12 protein-coding genes are annotated in these 15,107 nt (G+C 66.8%); all 12 read left to right on the top strand.

Annotated elements, in window-relative coordinates; genetic code table 11:
* Nucleotides 1-122: 122 nt before the first annotated feature.
* Nucleotides 123-4,310 (top strand): type VII secretion protein EccCa, encoded by a 4,188-nt coding sequence (eccCa, locus tag ACRVY7_RS00880; RefSeq protein WP_431815650.1) that lies wholly within the window; start codon nucleotides 123-125, stop codon nucleotides 4,308-4,310.
* A complete protein-coding gene (locus ACRVY7_RS00875) occupies nucleotides 4,307-5,632 on the top strand; it encodes a type VII secretion-associated protein (protein ID WP_431815649.1) in 1,326 nt (441 codons plus the stop codon). The genes eccCa and ACRVY7_RS00875 overlap by 4 nt, the downstream gene beginning before the upstream one ends.
* 180 nt (nucleotides 5,633-5,812) lie before the next feature.
* Nucleotides 5,813-6,256 carry a 50S ribosomal protein L13 gene (gene rplM / locus ACRVY7_RS00870; RefSeq protein WP_049699623.1) on the top strand — a complete coding sequence of 148 codons (444 nt, stop codon included), beginning with the start codon at nucleotides 5,813-5,815 and terminating at the stop codon, nucleotides 6,254-6,256.
* A complete protein-coding gene (rpsI, locus tag ACRVY7_RS00865; RefSeq protein ID WP_053117479.1) occupies nucleotides 6,253-6,855 on the top strand; it encodes a 30S ribosomal protein S9 in 603 nt (200 codons plus the stop codon). The genes rplM and rpsI overlap by 4 nt, the downstream gene beginning before the upstream one ends.
* Nucleotide 6,856: 1 nt before the next feature.
* Nucleotides 6,857-8,266, top strand: coding sequence for a phosphoglucosamine mutase (gene glmM / locus ACRVY7_RS00860; protein WP_431815648.1), 1,410 nt, complete (start codon nucleotides 6,857-6,859; stop codon nucleotides 8,264-8,266).
* Between the two features lie 16 nt (nucleotides 8,267-8,282).
* Nucleotides 8,283-8,981 (top strand): HAD family hydrolase, encoded by a 699-nt coding sequence (locus ACRVY7_RS00855; protein ID WP_431815647.1) that lies wholly within the window; start codon nucleotides 8,283-8,285, stop codon nucleotides 8,979-8,981.
* A 204-nt stretch (nucleotides 8,982-9,185) separates the two neighbouring features.
* Nucleotides 9,186-9,548: a hypothetical protein gene (locus tag ACRVY7_RS00850; protein ID WP_431815646.1), complete on the top strand. Its 363-nt coding sequence runs from the start codon at nucleotides 9,186-9,188 to the stop codon at nucleotides 9,546-9,548.
* 8 nt (nucleotides 9,549-9,556) lie between these two features.
* Nucleotides 9,557-10,537, top strand: a complete 981-nt coding sequence (locus ACRVY7_RS00845; protein ID WP_431815645.1) for a hypothetical protein — start codon at nucleotides 9,557-9,559, stop codon at nucleotides 10,535-10,537.
* Complete coding sequence (locus ACRVY7_RS00840) at nucleotides 10,534-10,809, top strand: hypothetical protein (RefSeq protein WP_049699619.1); 276 nt, start codon at nucleotides 10,534-10,536, stop codon at nucleotides 10,807-10,809. Before ACRVY7_RS00845 ends, ACRVY7_RS00840 begins: the two co-directional genes overlap by 4 nt.
* Before the next feature lie 10 nt (nucleotides 10,810-10,819).
* Entirely contained in the window at nucleotides 10,820-11,755 is a 936-nt protein-coding gene (locus ACRVY7_RS00835; protein ID WP_431815644.1) for a dienelactone hydrolase family protein, read from the top strand.
* Nucleotides 11,756-11,761: 6 nt separating this feature from the next.
* The gene (gene glmS / locus ACRVY7_RS00830; RefSeq protein ID WP_431815643.1) at nucleotides 11,762-13,624 is read left to right on the top strand and encodes a glutamine--fructose-6-phosphate transaminase (isomerizing); all 1,863 of its coding nucleotides are present in this window, start codon (nucleotides 11,762-11,764) and stop codon (nucleotides 13,622-13,624) included.
* Nucleotides 13,625-13,630: 6 nt separating this feature from the next.
* A complete protein-coding gene (locus ACRVY7_RS00825; protein WP_431815642.1) occupies nucleotides 13,631-15,085 on the top strand; it encodes an NAD(P)H-hydrate dehydratase in 1,455 nt (484 codons plus the stop codon).
* Nucleotides 15,086-15,107 lie beyond the last annotated feature (22 nt).

The following is a 15,107-nucleotide window of genomic DNA, read 5'->3' as shown; positions in this document are numbered from 1 at the left end:
GTCCGTTCTCCCCGCGGTTGGGAGTTAACATAGCGAACTACGACATCGACGACCAGCCAAGTCTCAACAGGGCTAGAAGCCATGAGGCGCAGCGTGTGTCCGGGTTCTGTGGGGGAGATGAGTTGGCTTCGACGACCGAGGGGTTCGTGCGGCGTGCGCGGATCGCCATGCCGCGTACCCCCGGCGGTGAGTTGACGATCGCGCCCCCGCCCGACGTTCCCCGTGTGGTCCCCGGGAACCTGTTGATGAAGCTGCTTCCGGTCGTCATGGTCGTCGCGGTCATCGGGATGCTGGCGTTGATGTTCGCGACCGGCGGTCGCAACATTCTCAGCAACCCGCTGTTCATGATGTTTCCGCTGATGATGCTCATGTCGATGTTCGGCATGTTCGCCGCGGGTGGTCGGGGAGGGGGTAAGCGCGCCGCGGAACTCAACGAGGAGCGCAAGGACTACTTCAGATACCTCGGACAACTGCGGGAACAGGTCCGCGACACCGTCGACGCGCAACGCGCAGCGCTGACCTGGAGCCATCCCGACCCGCGCGCACTCCCGACGCTCATCGGTACGCGCCGGATGTGGGAACGACGGCCATCCGATGCCGACTTCGCACACGTCCGGATCGGTGTGGGCGCGCACGGGCTCGCGACACGCCTGATGCCGCCAGAGACCGGGCCACCCGAAGACCTCGAGCCCGTCTCGATGGTGGCGTTACGCCGTTTCGTCCGAACACATTCCGTCGTTCACCGATTGCCGACGTCGATCTCCCTGCGCGGGTTTCCGACAGTGAACATCGGCGGCGTGCGCGGGGAGACACGCGACGTGGTGCGCGCCCTCGTCGCAGAGCTGTGCGTGTTCCACGGGCCCGACCATCTGCGGATCGCGATCGTCACCTCCGACCCGGTCGGCGAGGCGTGGGACTGGACGAAATGGCTTCCTCACGTGGGACATCCGAGTCTTCGTGACGGACTGGGGCCGATGCGCATGATTTTCGAGTCGCTGGCTGATCTGGAGACGTCGCTTGCCGCGGAACTACTCGACCGCGGTCGATTCAGCAGATCCGCGCCGCCCGTCGCCGGTCGAGCGCATCTCGTCGTGATCATCGACGACGGCCACGTCGCCGGTGACGAGAGGCTGATCAACGATGCCGGTACCGAGCAGGTGACCGTTCTCGATCTGTCCGCCCCGCCCGACGGCCTCGCGGCGAGACGCGGACTCGAGCTGACGATTCGCGGCGGAAAGGTTTGTGCGCGAAGCGCTGTCGGCATCGAGGAGTTCGCCGACATGGATGGGTTGACGATCGCCGAAGCGGAGGCCATTGCACGCAGACTGGCTCGTTATCATGTAGCAACCGCGGCGAGCCTGGCCAACTTGGACTCCGAAGCCACGGCGGGAGACCCGGGACTGCCCGCTCTCCTCGGCATCGACGATGTTGCCCGATTCGATCCAGCTGTCGAATGGCGCGGACGGACGGGCAAGGATCGTCTGCGTGTCCCGATCGGTTTCCAGCCGAACGGAACCCCTGTCGAACTCGACATCAAAGAGAGCGCACACGGCGGAACCGGGCCGCACGGATTGTGCATCGGCGCAACGGGTTCGGGGAAGTCCGAGTTTCTGCGCACGCTTGTCGTGTCGATGTTGGCGACCCATTCGCCCGCCGAACTCAACCTGGTGCTCGTCGACTTCAAAGGCGGGGCGACGTTCCTGGGGCTCGAATCGGCGCCACACGTCGCGGCGATCATCACCAACCTCGAACAAGAGCTGGCGATGGTCGATCGGATGAAGGATGCGCTCTCCGGTGAGATGACTCGTCGCCAGGAGGTGCTTCGTGCCTCGGGAAACTTCGCCAACGTCGCCGAGTACGAGCGTGCGCGCGCGTCGGGTGTGCGTCTCGAGCCGATGCCTGCCCTGTTCATCATCGTCGACGAGTTCTCCGAATTGCTCTCCCAGAAGCCCGATTTCGCCGAGCTGTTCGTAGCGATCGGCAGGCTCGGGCGTTCTCTGCACATCCATCTGCTGCTGGCCTCGCAGCGGTTGGAGGAGGGCAAGCTGCGCGGTCTCGACAGTCACCTGTCGTATCGCATCGGGCTGAAGACCTTCTCGGCCAACGAGTCGAGGTCGGTGCTCGGCGTTCCCGACGCCTACCATCTGCCGAGCGTCCCGGGCTCTGCGTACCTCAAATGTGACAGCGCCGAACCGATCAGGTTCAACACCTCGTATGTGTCAGGGGCCTATCACTCGCCGTCTGCCTACCTCGACGAGATCGACGAGGACCCCGACCGTCCGCGCGCCACGATGAAATTGTTCTCGGCGCTGCCGGTGCCACTCGACGGCGCGGACCACGGCGGGGCAGGTTACGGCGGTGCAGATTACGGCGGGGCAGATTACGCAGTGGCGCAGGAAGGTTCGATACTCGATGCGGCGCTGGCGCTGCTCGACGAGGAGCCGCCGGCCGTCGACGCGAGCACTGCAGGCATGAACGCGGTCGACGGAAGCGCGTCGGGCGATTCCGGTGACAACGGCAGCGTCGGTGCCGACGTCGTCGGAGTCGGGGTTCCGACGTTGCTGCAGACACTTGTCGGGAGGATTGCCGGACACGGACCCGCGGCGCACGGTGTCTGGTTGCCGCCGCTCGACGAGTCGCCGACAGTCGATGCACTTACTGGTTGGGACGTGAACCGGGCTACCGCACCAGGCAATCTCGTCGCTGCCGTCGGCATCGTCGACCGCCCGTATGACCAGCGTCGCGACCTGCTCCTGCTCGACCTGTCCGGCGGCGCAGGCAATGTCGCGGTTGTCGGTGGCCCGCAGTCGGGCAAGTCGACGACGCTGCGGACTCTGGTCATGTCGATGGCGGCAACGCACACGCCCGAGCAGGTTCAGTTCTACTGCCTCGATTTCGGTGGAGGCAGCCTCGCGGGTCTGACCGGTGTCCCGCATGTCGGGTCGGTGGCTTCGCGTGGCGACCTCGACGCGGTGCGTCGCACGGTCGCCGAGGTGTCGGCGATCCTGCGCCGTCGCGAATTGTTGTTCGCGCGCTTGGGAATCGAGTCGATGCAGGATTTCCGCGCGCGTCGGTCGCAGTGGTTCGCCACCGGAGTCCTCGCCGACGACGACCCTCTCGGCGACGACCGGCACGGCGATGTGTTCCTCGTCTTCGACGGCATCGCGGTGCTCCGCGGCGAATTCGACTTCCTCGACGAACAGATCAGCACGCTTGTCTCACAGGGACTCTCGTATGGAGTCCACGTCGTCATCGCGGCGTCGAGATGGGCAGAGGTCAAGCCGGCGATGCGCGACCTGATGGGCAGTCGGATCGAACTGCGGCTCGGCGACCCCAGCGATTCGACGATGGGCAGGCGCGCGGCGGCATCGGTGCCGCAGAATCGACCAGGACGCGGACTCACCGCACAGGAGCTACACATGCTCATCGCGCTGCCGAGGCTCGACGGGGTCTCCTCGGCGCAATCGCTACGCGCAGGCGTCGCTCACGCCGCCGAGAAGCTGCAGGCCATCTACGGGCCCGACCGGCAAGCGATGCCGGTTCGCAAACTCGGCACCGAGATCACGCGTGAGCGCGTCGACGAGTTGTTGGCGGCGTCGTCGATCACGTTGGGGCCCAACCAGGTAGCGATCGGCGTCGGCGAACTCGAGCTTGCTCCCGTCATCCTCGACTTCGGCGTTCAGCCGCACTTCATGGTGTTCTCCGACGTCGAACACGGCAAGACCAATGTGCTCAGGACGATCGTGAACGGGCTCGTGCGCAATTCGACGCCCGACGAGGTCAAGATCGTCCTCGTCGACTTCCGCCGCACGATGCTGGGCATCATCGAGGGCGATCATCTCGCGGGCTATGCGAGCTCGACCGAGAACGCGGGATCGATGATGACCCAGCTCGCGGGCTACTTCCGTGATCGGCTGCCACCGGAAGACCTCACGGTGCAGCAGCTGAAGGAACGTAGCTGGTGGTCGGGCCCCGACATCTACGTCATCATCGACGACTACGACATGGTGGCCACCGGCGCGCGGCACCCGATCGAACCGCTGGTCGAGATGGCGTCGCACGCCCGCGACATCGGACTGCACATCGTGCTCGCACGTCGGTCTGGTGGCGTCGGTCGGGCGATGTTCGATCCGGTGATCGCCCGCCTGAAGGACCTGTCGAGCGACGTGCTGCTGATGAGCGGCGACCGCGACGAGGGCTACATCGTCGGTCGATCCAGAATGCAGCAGCTCGTGCCCGGCCGCGGAGAACTCGTGTCGCGGGTCAGGCCGCAGGAGATGATCCAGGTGTCCCTCGAGGCGGATCAGTGAGCGCGACGATCCCACGGGAACTGCTCGCACCGGCGGCACCGACGGCCCTGCCGGTCGTCGTCGATCTTGCGTACGGCGAGGCGGTCGTCGACACCATGACCGGGCCGGAGCTCCTCGATGTCACCTTCCTGCTCGACCACATCGACGCGGCCGTGGTGACCGTAAAAGGTGCGTCGCGTGATGTCGCAGAGCTGTGGCGTGAGGTGTTGTGGAACATCGCTCGCAGCGTGAGCGGCAGACCCATCCTGATCGGCCACCCCAGCACCTGGGGGTCGGTGCGGTGCGGAGTTCTCTTCCGGGCGGCGGCAGGTATGCACCCGCCCGTGAGCCTGATACCGCGCGCTGTTCTCGTGGCACGCAGCCACAGCGACACCGTGATGGGCAACTGCGTGGTCGTCGAGACGACACACCGGCCGAGCTATCCGGCCGACACGGTGGCACCGACCTGGGACGTTGCGCGGATGGTTCGTACCTCCGCGGGATGGGCGATCGAGCGCAGCGGCGTCATTACTGTCGACGGCGATGCGCAGGCGGGGGAAAAGATCGTCGAGCTCATCGACGACTCGGTCGAGGCGGTATTCGTCGACGGTGCCGACCGGAATCAGGTACGCGCCGCGATCGAGGAGATCTGCGCGCACACCGTCGCCGGACGCGTCGTTCCGGTCGATCGGGGACTTGTCCGTCGGCACGGAGCACGGACGACGGTTATCGCCCCGCTACCCGAGGCGGTGGGTGCTCAACCGGACGACACACGTGCACGCCAGTCGTTCGCGCGGCGGTACCGACTGCCGATCGCATGCTGTGCCGCGCTGGTCGTCGGTCTGGTGGTGCTCGGAGTCGTCGGATGGCGACACGACGCGCCACAGGGTCCGGCATACCGCGACGCCGTGGTCGGCCGCACGACGCTCTCGGTGCCCGCCGGCTGGCATCACAGTGCACCGCCGATGCCCGGCGATCCGACCGATCGTGGCGAGGGCCAGACCCGCAGTGTCTTCACCGATCCGGGGTCCGGTGGTCGGATACTCCTCGTGCAGAGCGACGTCCGGTCGGCGTCGACGCTCGACTCGGTGGCGAACAGTCTGCGCAACCGGATCAGTCAGCGTGGAGACGACGTGGTGAGTGAGTTCTCGGCGTCGACGAGGTTCGGAGATCGCGAGGTGATCGCCTACAGAGAGGCGCCGGCGTCGGGGTCGGCGATCCGCTGGTACGTGCTGGTCGACGACGACCTTCAGGTGAGTATCGGGTGCCAGGCCGGTTCTGCGGGAGAATCGGTCGACGCCCACTGTGCACGGGCTGTGTCGACGGCGCGGATCGTCCCGTGAGGCCGCCGGCCGCGTTTTGACCCTGACCTGCGGCGTCGCGTACTCTGAATCGCTGGTGCGTGACACCTTCGCTCCCGCGCGGAGCAAGGTAGCAGAGCCCCGGGTCCCCACTGGTCGCCGGGAATCGTCTCCGTCTGCGCTCCTGACCAGCACCATCGACATAAGAGTTGAGGACCACCTGTGCCTACTTACACCCCGAAGGCCGGTGACATCACGCGTACGTGGCATGTCATCGACGCCAACGACGTGGTGCTCGGCCGGCTGGCCGTGCAGAGCGCGAACCTGCTCCGCGGCAAGCACAAGCCGACCTACGCACCCCACATGGATGGCGGCGACTTCGTCATCATCATCAACGCCGAGAAGGTTGCGCTGACCAGCAACAAGGCTGATCGCAAGCTGAACTACCGGCACTCCGGACATCCGGGTGGCCTCAAGGTGCAGACCACCGCAGAGCTGCTCGACTCGCACCCCGAGCGGGTCGTCGAGAAGGCGATCAAGGGAATGCTGCCCCACACCAAGCTCGGCCGCGCCATGGCCTCGAAGCTCAAGGTGTACGCAGGCCCGAACCATCCCCACGCGGCCCAGCGCCCCGTTCCCTTCGAAATCAAGCAGGTGGCCCAGTGAGCAACGAGAACATCAGCGACGAGGCTGTGGAAAACGCAGTCGAGAACGCCGCCGAGGCGCAGGCCGCTGCCGGTGAGAACACCGCTGCCGCAGAGGGCGCTGTCGAAGCTGCCGTCGAGGCCGCTGTCGAGCTCGAGCAGGCCGCAGACGATTACGACACCGAGGCACCCGCTGCCGCCGAGGTCACCATCGATCGTGGTCCCGTGGTCATCGACCGTCCGATCCAGACCGTCGGTCGCCGCAAGGAGGCCGTGGTCCGCGTCCGCATGCTGCCCGGTTCGGGTGGCTTCACCCTCAACGGCCGCAGCCTCGAGGACTACTTCCCCAACAAGGTTCACCAGCAGCTCATCAAGGCTCCGCTGGTGACCGTCGAGCGCACCGAGTCGTTCGACATCTACGCCAAGCTCGTCGGTGGCGGCCCCTCGGGCCAGGCCGGTGCGCTGCGTCTCGCGATCGCCCGTGCCCTCATCGAGGTCACCCCTGAGGATCGTCCGGCACTGAAGAAGGCCGGCTTCCTGACTCGCGACCCGCGTGCGGTCGAGCGCAAGAAGTACGGCCTGAAGAAGGCCCGCAAGGCGTCGCAGTACTCCAAGCGCTGACTTGGCACGCCTTTTCGGTACCGACGGCGTCCGAGGCCTGGCCAACGACCAACTCACCGCAGAGTTGGCGTTGCGCCTGGCCTCGGCCGCCGCGGTCGTTCTCGGAGACCTTTCCACAACCGGCGACACCGCATCAGCCGGCGACAGCACCACGGGCTTCCGGCCCCAGGTGGTCGTCGGGCGTGATCCGCGCGCGTCGAGCGAGATGCTCGAAGCCGCGGTCTGTGCCGGACTCGCCTCGGTCGGCGCCGATGCCATCCGCGTCGGCGTGCTGCCGACGCCCGCCGTCGCCTTCCTGACCGGCGACTACGACGCGACGTTCGGTGTGATGATCTCGGCGTCGCACAATCCGATGCCCGACAACGGCATCAAATTCTTCGGCGCGGGCGGGCACAAGCTCGACGACGAGGTCGAGGACCGGATCGAAGCCGTGATGACCTCCGGCGACGTTCCCCATCCCACCGGTGCGGGCGTTGGCCGTCTGCGCGAGGCGCCCGACGCCGGTGCTCGCTACGCAGCGCATCTCGCCGCAGCCATCGACGCGCGACTCGACGGACTCAACATCGTCGTCGATTGCGCGAATGGTGCTGCGGCACAAGTGGGTCCGCAAGTGTTCGCGAGCGCTGGTGCGACCGTCACCACCATCCACGCCGAACCCGACGGCATCAACATCAACGCCGACTGCGGCTCGACGCACATGGAGAAGTTGCAGGCGGCCGTGCTGGAACACGGCGCCGACCTCGGCATCGCGTTCGACGGCGACGCCGACCGCTGCCTCGCAGTCGACTCGACCGGACAACTGGTCGACGGCGACGCGATCATGGCCATTCTGGCCACCGCACTGCATGCCCGCGGCCGACTCGTCGACGACGTGCTGGTCGCTACCGTCATGAGCAACCTCGGTCTGCACATCGCCATGCGCGAAGCGGGAATCGAGGTGCGTACCACCGCTGTTGGCGATCGATACGTGCTCGAGGAACTGCGACGCGGAGGCTATTCGCTCGGTGGCGAGCAGTCCGGTCACATCGTCTACCCGCAGGCGGGAACGACCGGCGACGGCATCCTCACCGGGTTGCTGCTGATGGAGCAGATCGTCAGGTCGGGCAAGCGTCTGGCCGAACTCGCGTCGATCGTCACCGTGCTGCCACAGGAACTCATCAACGTTCGAGTCGCCGACAAGCACGCGGTCGCGATCGCCGACTCGGTGCGCGACGCCGTCGAGGCGGCCGAGCAGGAGTTGGGATCGACAGGACGAGTTCTGTTGCGCCCGTCGGGAACCGAGCAACTCGTCCGCGTCATGGTCGAGGCACCGACTCCCGAGCTCGCACACGGCATAGCCGAGCGTATCGCCTCGGTCGTCGCCGAGGCAGGCGCGTCGGAGTCTGTCGGTGCATCAGCGCGGTCGGAGTAGGGACGTCGGTGACGCGATGAGCAGCGCTCCCAAAGCAGTCCTTTTCGACTTCTCCGGGACGCTGTTCCGCTTCACCGACCAGCCCGAATGGTTTGCCGACCTCCACGACGAGAACGGTCAACCGCTGCACCTCGACCACCAGATGGAACTCATCCGACGGATGACACAGCCCGTCGGACTTCCCGCCGCCGTCGAAGACGATGATCGGATCTCTTGGGAGAGAAGAGATCTCGATCCGGCCGAGCATCGTCGTGCATATCTGGCGATTCTGCGGGCATCGGGACTGTCGGTTCCCGGCCAGGCGGAGTCGCTCTATGAACGGGTGCTCGACCCTGCGTCGTGGGAGCCGTTCGACGACGCCGCGACGGTACTGCGGGGCCTGAAGTCGGCGGGTGTTCCGGTCGGCATCGTCAGCAACATCGCCTTCGACGTGCGCAAAGTACTCGAGCGCGTCGGTCTGCGCGATCTCGTCGACGCGTACGCACTGTCCTACGAGGTCGGCGCGATCAAGCCCAATCCGAGGATCTTCGAGGCCGCCCTCGACGAGCTCGGTGTCGCGGGTTACGACGCCCTGATGATCGGGGACAGCTCCGAAGCCGACGGCGGGGCGACGCGCATCGGCAGCGCCTTCGAACTCGTACACGACGTGCCGCCGCAGCAACGCCCGACAGCCCTGGTCGACGCCGTGGAGCGGCACGGAATCGCTTTGTCGTAGCGTTCTGCGAGCTCGTCGACTGCGCCTGCTGCCGAGCAGTCTTCGGCTGCGCCGAGAAATCTCGGCGAACATGGAACCCGCGGCGCATTCCCACCGTCTAGACTTCAACGCCACACGTAGATAGCCGCATATCGGGCAGCCCGACGAGGTGCCCGGCGCTATCTCGACAGCGCGGGCGGCAGACGGGGTGGGACTGTGTCGGAAGTGAGTTCGCAGGCGGCGGGAGAGCGTCTCCGCGTCGACCTCGATCAGGTGCACGGGGTGGTCTCGTTCTATCGGCGTGCGTCGCTGGTCGTCGGCGCCGCCGCATCCGACATGGAGTCGGCCGCCTTCGGCACGTGGTGTTCCGGCGAGGCGTACGCGACTCTCGCAGAACGCTACATCGCGATGGGAGACCATCTCGCACAACGACTTCGGGCCCAATCCGTCGCTGCGGCCGATCTCGCGGACACACTCGAACGCGGCATCACCAGCCTCGGCGACGCCGATGCCGAGCTCACGCATGTCATCCGACGAACCGCTGACGGCGATTCGGCGACCGTGAACCCGGCTGGAGCGAGCGAGTGACGCAGGCGATGGGGGAAGTGCTGGACAGTCTGCCGGTCCTACGCGAGCAGGCGATCGCGAGCGTCGACGACCTGATCTCGCTGATGGGTGTCGGCCGGTCACTGGGGGTCGACGTTCCCGTCGACGACGAGCTGCGAGAACCGTTGGCGCGCATCGGACAATTCGACGTCACCGCACTCGCCGACGATGCGCATCGGCTCGCGGCAGCACATCGCGCGGTGGCCGATCAACTGCACTGGCTGCCCGAGCAGCAGATCAGACTCGACGACGGGTGGTCGGGCGCATCGGGCGACGCCACGACCGCGCTGCTCGTCGCACATCAGCGTCGCGCAGAGTCGGATCTCGGTGTGTTGCGCACCGTGTCGGAGTCGACGAGCAGTGCGGCGTCGGGAATCGATCGACTGTTGCGGACCTGGTACGTCACGGTCGCGCGTTGCTCCTGTCCCATCATCGCGGGCGTCCCGATCGCCGAGTTACCCGCAGCGGTCCTCACCGGGGCGGTGCCGCTCTCGCTCGTGGCGGCAGACATCGCCTCGCGCGTGCGCCTGTTTCTCGACACCGCCGACACGACGGTCCGCACGCTCGACGAGATCCTCCACACGCTCAACCGGGCGACCGAGGGACTGGATGTCGAGACGTATCCCGATCGCGAACACGGCCGATCGGACGTGAATCACTCTGCACCACAACAGATGTCGGTTGACCTCTCAGGCCACCCGCCGGTGCAACGCAATCATGACGAAGATGGGAGTGGCAGTGGCAATGGGAGTGGCAGTGGCGCTGAGCGGGAGGTCCAGCCGTCCGATCGCTCTGTCGAGCACGAGAACGTCGACGTTCCGCTGACTCTGCCGCAACCCGACGGTGCTCAACCCGACAGCCCGGCCTCGACCGACACGGCGCCCGCTTCCCAGCCGCCGGCTACCCAACCGCCCTCAACATCGCCGGACGTCGACTCGGGCGCAGACCTGGCACTGGCAGGAGACCAATGAGCCTCGCGGATCAGATCGACGCCATCGCTCGCGGCGCTACCGAATCGATCGTCGGCGCGTCGCGTGAGTTCACCGCAACGCAGGCCGAGTTGGCGAGGACTCTGGCCGAGCATCGACGGCGGTCAGGAACACAGACGGCCAGGATGCGCGACCAACTCGTCGACGACGCCGACGAGGCCGATGCGGTGCCTCGGCTGCTGCTGCCCGCAGATCTGGCCGACGCAAGTCCGCATTCTCCCCCTGAGGCGCTTTCGGGCGGTGTGACCACATAGGCTGAGCAACGTGGCCCGGAAAAAGCGCGTCTCCACGAAGTCTCCCGACAAGTTGTCCAAGCAGCTTGCTCGACGAGGTCCGCACAAGGTGTTGCGCGGCGACCTCGGCATCGTCGGAATGCCCGGTCTGGTCTTCACGCCGGCCGACGCCGGTCGGTATCCGGCTATCGCATTCGGTCACGGGTGGCTCACCGGTGCCGACCGCTACCGCTCGCTGCTCTATCACTTGGCGTCGTGGGGGATCGTCGTCGCAGCCCCCGACGATCAGAAGCGTGTGATGGCCTCCGACATCGCGCTGGCGGCACAGATGCGCGCGGCGGCGTCGATCGTCAGCAATTACTCGCTCGGCACCGGAGAGATCACCGTCGACCGTGACCGCATCGGGTTCGTCGGGCACGGTTTCGGTGCGTCCGCGGCCGTCATCGCCGCAGGTGATCAGCAACTACTCGGGCAGGAAGCGCTGGACGTGCGCGGCGTCGTCGCACTGTTTCCGGCTCCGACCACGCAAGCGCTGCCGCAGGCCGCGAAGACCGCAACCGCTCCGTGTCTGCTGCTGACCGGGGCCGGAGATCTCGACAACGTCGACGCCAACGGGCTCGCGCTGGCTCGTGATTATGCGGGCGATGTGTCATTGCGCACCATCCCCAAGGCGACTCGGGCGGGCATCGTCGAGCGGCCCTCGGTCAAGTCGCTACTCGGATTCGCCGCGGTCGACCGCAAGTCCCATTCGACCGTACGTGCGATGACGACGGGATTTCTGCTGTACACCCTCACCGGCGACCCCCAGTACGCGGGCTTCGCCGACGCCGAGGCGCAGATTGGCAAGACCACGGTCGTCGACGTCGACGACGCGCCGCAGGAGCGCCTTGATTCGGTATCGCGATTGCTGGGCGCCAAGTCGGGCGGCGGGGCTCGTCAATTGCTCGCAAAAACCCCGGTACGCTGAACATCTATGTGTGGAATTGTCGGATACGTGGGCAGGCGAGACGCCCTCGACATCGTTGTCGAGGCGCTGCGTCGAATGGAGTACCGCGGATATGACTCGGCGGGTGTCGCCATTCTCGACGGGAACGGTCACACGACCGTCGAGAAGAAGGCAGGCCGTCTCGAGAACCTGGACAAACAGATCGCCGCGGTCGGTCGGGAAGCCCTGACGGGCACGACCGGAATGGGGCACACGCGGTGGGCGACGCACGGTCAGCCGACCGATCGCAACGCGCACCCGCATGTGAGCACCGACGGCAAGATCGCCGTCGTACACAACGGGATCATCGAGAACTACGCTCCGCTGCGCGACGAACTCGAGGCCGCGGGCATCGAGTTCACCTCCGACACCGACACCGAGACCGCGGTGCACCTCGTCGAGCGTGAGTACAACTCCGGCCCGACCGCAGGCGACTTCGTCGCGAGCGCATTCGCCGCCCTGCGTCGACTCGACGGTGCGTTCACGCTGGTCTTCACGCATTCCGATCACCCCGACACGATCGTCGCGGCGCGTCGGTCGACGCCGCTGGTCGTCGGTGTCGGCAAAGACGAGATGTTCGTCGCGTCCGACGTCACCGCCTTCATCGAGCACACGCGCGACGCCGTCGAACTCGGCCAGGACGAGGTCGTCGTGATCACCGCCGAGAGCTACACGATCACCGACTTCGACCAGAACCCTCGCCCCGGCAAGCCGTTCCACATCGACTGGGATCTCGCGGCCGCTGAGAAGGGTGGCTACGACTACTTCATGCTCAAGGAGATCGCCGAGCAGCCCCGCGCGCTCGCCGACACCCTGCTCGGGCATCTGGAGAACGGTCGGATCGTGCTCGACGAGCAGCGCCTCTCCGACGACGACCTGCGCGACGTCGACAAGGTCTTCGTCGTGGCGTGCGGTACCGCGTATCACGCGGGCATGCTCGCCAAGTACGCGATCGAGCACTGGACCCGCCTGCCCGTCGAGGTCGAGTTGGCCAGCGAGTTCCGGTACCGCGATCCGGTCCTCGACCGCCAGACGCTCGTCGTCGCCATCTCCCAGTCGGGCGAGACGGCCGACACGCTCGAGGCGGTGCGGCACGCCAAGGACCAAAAGGCACGTGTCCTGGCGATCTGCAACACCAACGGTGCGCAGATCCCGCGCGAGTCCGACGCCGTGCTCTACACGCACGCCGGACCGGAGATCGGCGTCGCATCGACCAAGTGCTTCCTCGCGCAGATCGCCGCGGCGTATCTCGTGGGACTCGCGTTGGCGCAGGCCAGGGGCACAAAGTACGCCGACGAGGTCGCGCGTGAGTTCGGTGCGATGGAAGCGATGGTCGATGCGGTTCGCGAGGTGCTCGACACCATGGAGCCCGTCCGCGATCTCGCCCGTTCGCTCGCCGATCGCGGCACTGTGCTGTTCATCGGTCGCCACGTCGGCTATCCGGTGGCGCTCGAGGGCGCGCTCAAGCTCAAGGAACTCGCCTACATGCACGCGGAGGGATTCGCTGCCGGTGAGCTCAAGCACGGCCCGATCGCACTGATCGAAGACGGACTGCCGGTCATCGTCGTGATGCCGCAGGCCGACGGTCGCGCGGTGCTGCACTCCAAGATGGTCAGCAACATCCGCGAGATCCAGGCGCGGGGCGCGCGGACGATCGTGATCGCCGAAGCCGACGACGACTCCGCGCGTGCCGTCGCCGATCACTTCATCCCGATCCCGAAAACGCCGACGCTGCTGCAGCCGCTGGTCTCGACCATCCCGTTGCAGGTCTTCGCGGCGAGCGTCGCGCAGGCTCGTGGCTACGACGTCGACAAGCCGCGCAACCTCGCCAAGTCGGTCACCGTCGAGTAGGTCCTGATGCCGGTCAGCTACCTCACCGCCGACGCCGTCCGCGCCGCGGAACGCGCGACAGGGGAACTGCTGACCAACGGCACACTGATGCGCCGCGCCTCGCACGGCGTGGCTCAGGCAGTGGCCGCGCTTCTGGCCGAACGCACGAACGGTGTTGTGGGACGGGCCGTCGGGATCGTGGTCGGGGCAGGCGACAACGGCGGCGACGCCCTCTACGCCGGCGCTGAACTTGCCAGACGCGGCGCCGCGGTCAGCGCGACGCTGCTCGCCCCCGACAAGGCACACGCCGGTGGGTTGGCGGCACTTCGACGTGCACGTGGTCGGGTCGTCGAAACGCTCCCGAGTTCGCTCGACGTCGTCATCGACGGCGTCGTGGGGATAGGCGGTCACGGGCCGCTACGGCCCGCCGCTGCAACGGTTTTCGCGTCCGTCGATCCGCTGACACCGATCGTGGCCGTCGACCTTCCATCCGGTGTCGACGCCGATACCGGGCAGATCAACCAGCCCGCCGTCCGCGCCGACGTCACGGTCACGTTCGGCGTACGACGACACGCGCACCTGCTCGCCGCACCGCAATGCGGACGCGTAGAACTCGTCGACATCGGTCTTGCCGAGGACCCGGAGGGTGCACCGCTGGTGTCGACGCCCCCGACGCGGCCAAGGCTGTACTCACTCACCGATACCGAGATCGCCGACGCCTGGCCGGTCCCCGGACCGCACGACGACAAGTACACGCAGGGTGTCGTCGGAGTGATCGCGGGATCGCATCGGTATCCGGGCGCCGGCATCCTGTGCACGGGAGCCGCGGTGACCGCGACGTCGGGGATGACTCGGTATGTCGGGTCGGCGCACGCCGAGGTGGTCGAGCACTTTCCGGAGGTCGTAGCGGTACCGGACTTCGCCGACGCCGGTCGTGTGCAGGCGTGGATCGTCGGACCGGGAGCAGGAACAGACGACGCTGCCGTCGATCTGCTGGGAAAGATCCTCGCCACCGAGCTGCCGGTTCTCGTCGATGCGGATGGATTGACCGTCCTGTCCCAGCACCCAGAACTGGTACGTGGACGCGAGGCGCCGACACTGCTGACGCCGCACGCGGGTGAATTCGCTCGCCTCACCGGCGAGGAGGTGGGTGCTGACCGCCTCGGGGCGGTGGCGGGGCTCGCTCAGCGCTGGGGTGTGACGGTGCTGCTGAAGGGGCGCATCACGCTGGTCGCCGAGCCCGACGGCACGGTGTTCGGCAACGACGCGGAATCGTCGTGGGCGGCGACAGCAGGAGCGGGAGACGTGTTGTCGGGCATCGCTGGTGCGCTGCTGGCGGCGGGCCTGCCACCCATCTGGGCGGGTGCGGCTGCAGCGAGGGTGCACGCCCGGGCAGCGGCGTTGGCCAGCGGCGGAGCGCCGATCGGTGCGTCGAATCTGCTGGCTGCGCTCCGGCCAGCTCTGCGCACACTGCTTGTCTGAAGGAGTCCGTAGCCCTGGCTGG

Origin of the sequence: Gordonia jacobaea (assembly GCF_965344965.1) — a bacterium.
GTDB classification, from domain to species: domain Bacteria; phylum Actinomycetota; class Actinomycetes; order Mycobacteriales; family Mycobacteriaceae; genus Gordonia; species Gordonia jacobaea.
Note: the sequence above shows the minus strand (reverse complement) of the source record. Positions and strands in the feature narration are given on the sequence as shown.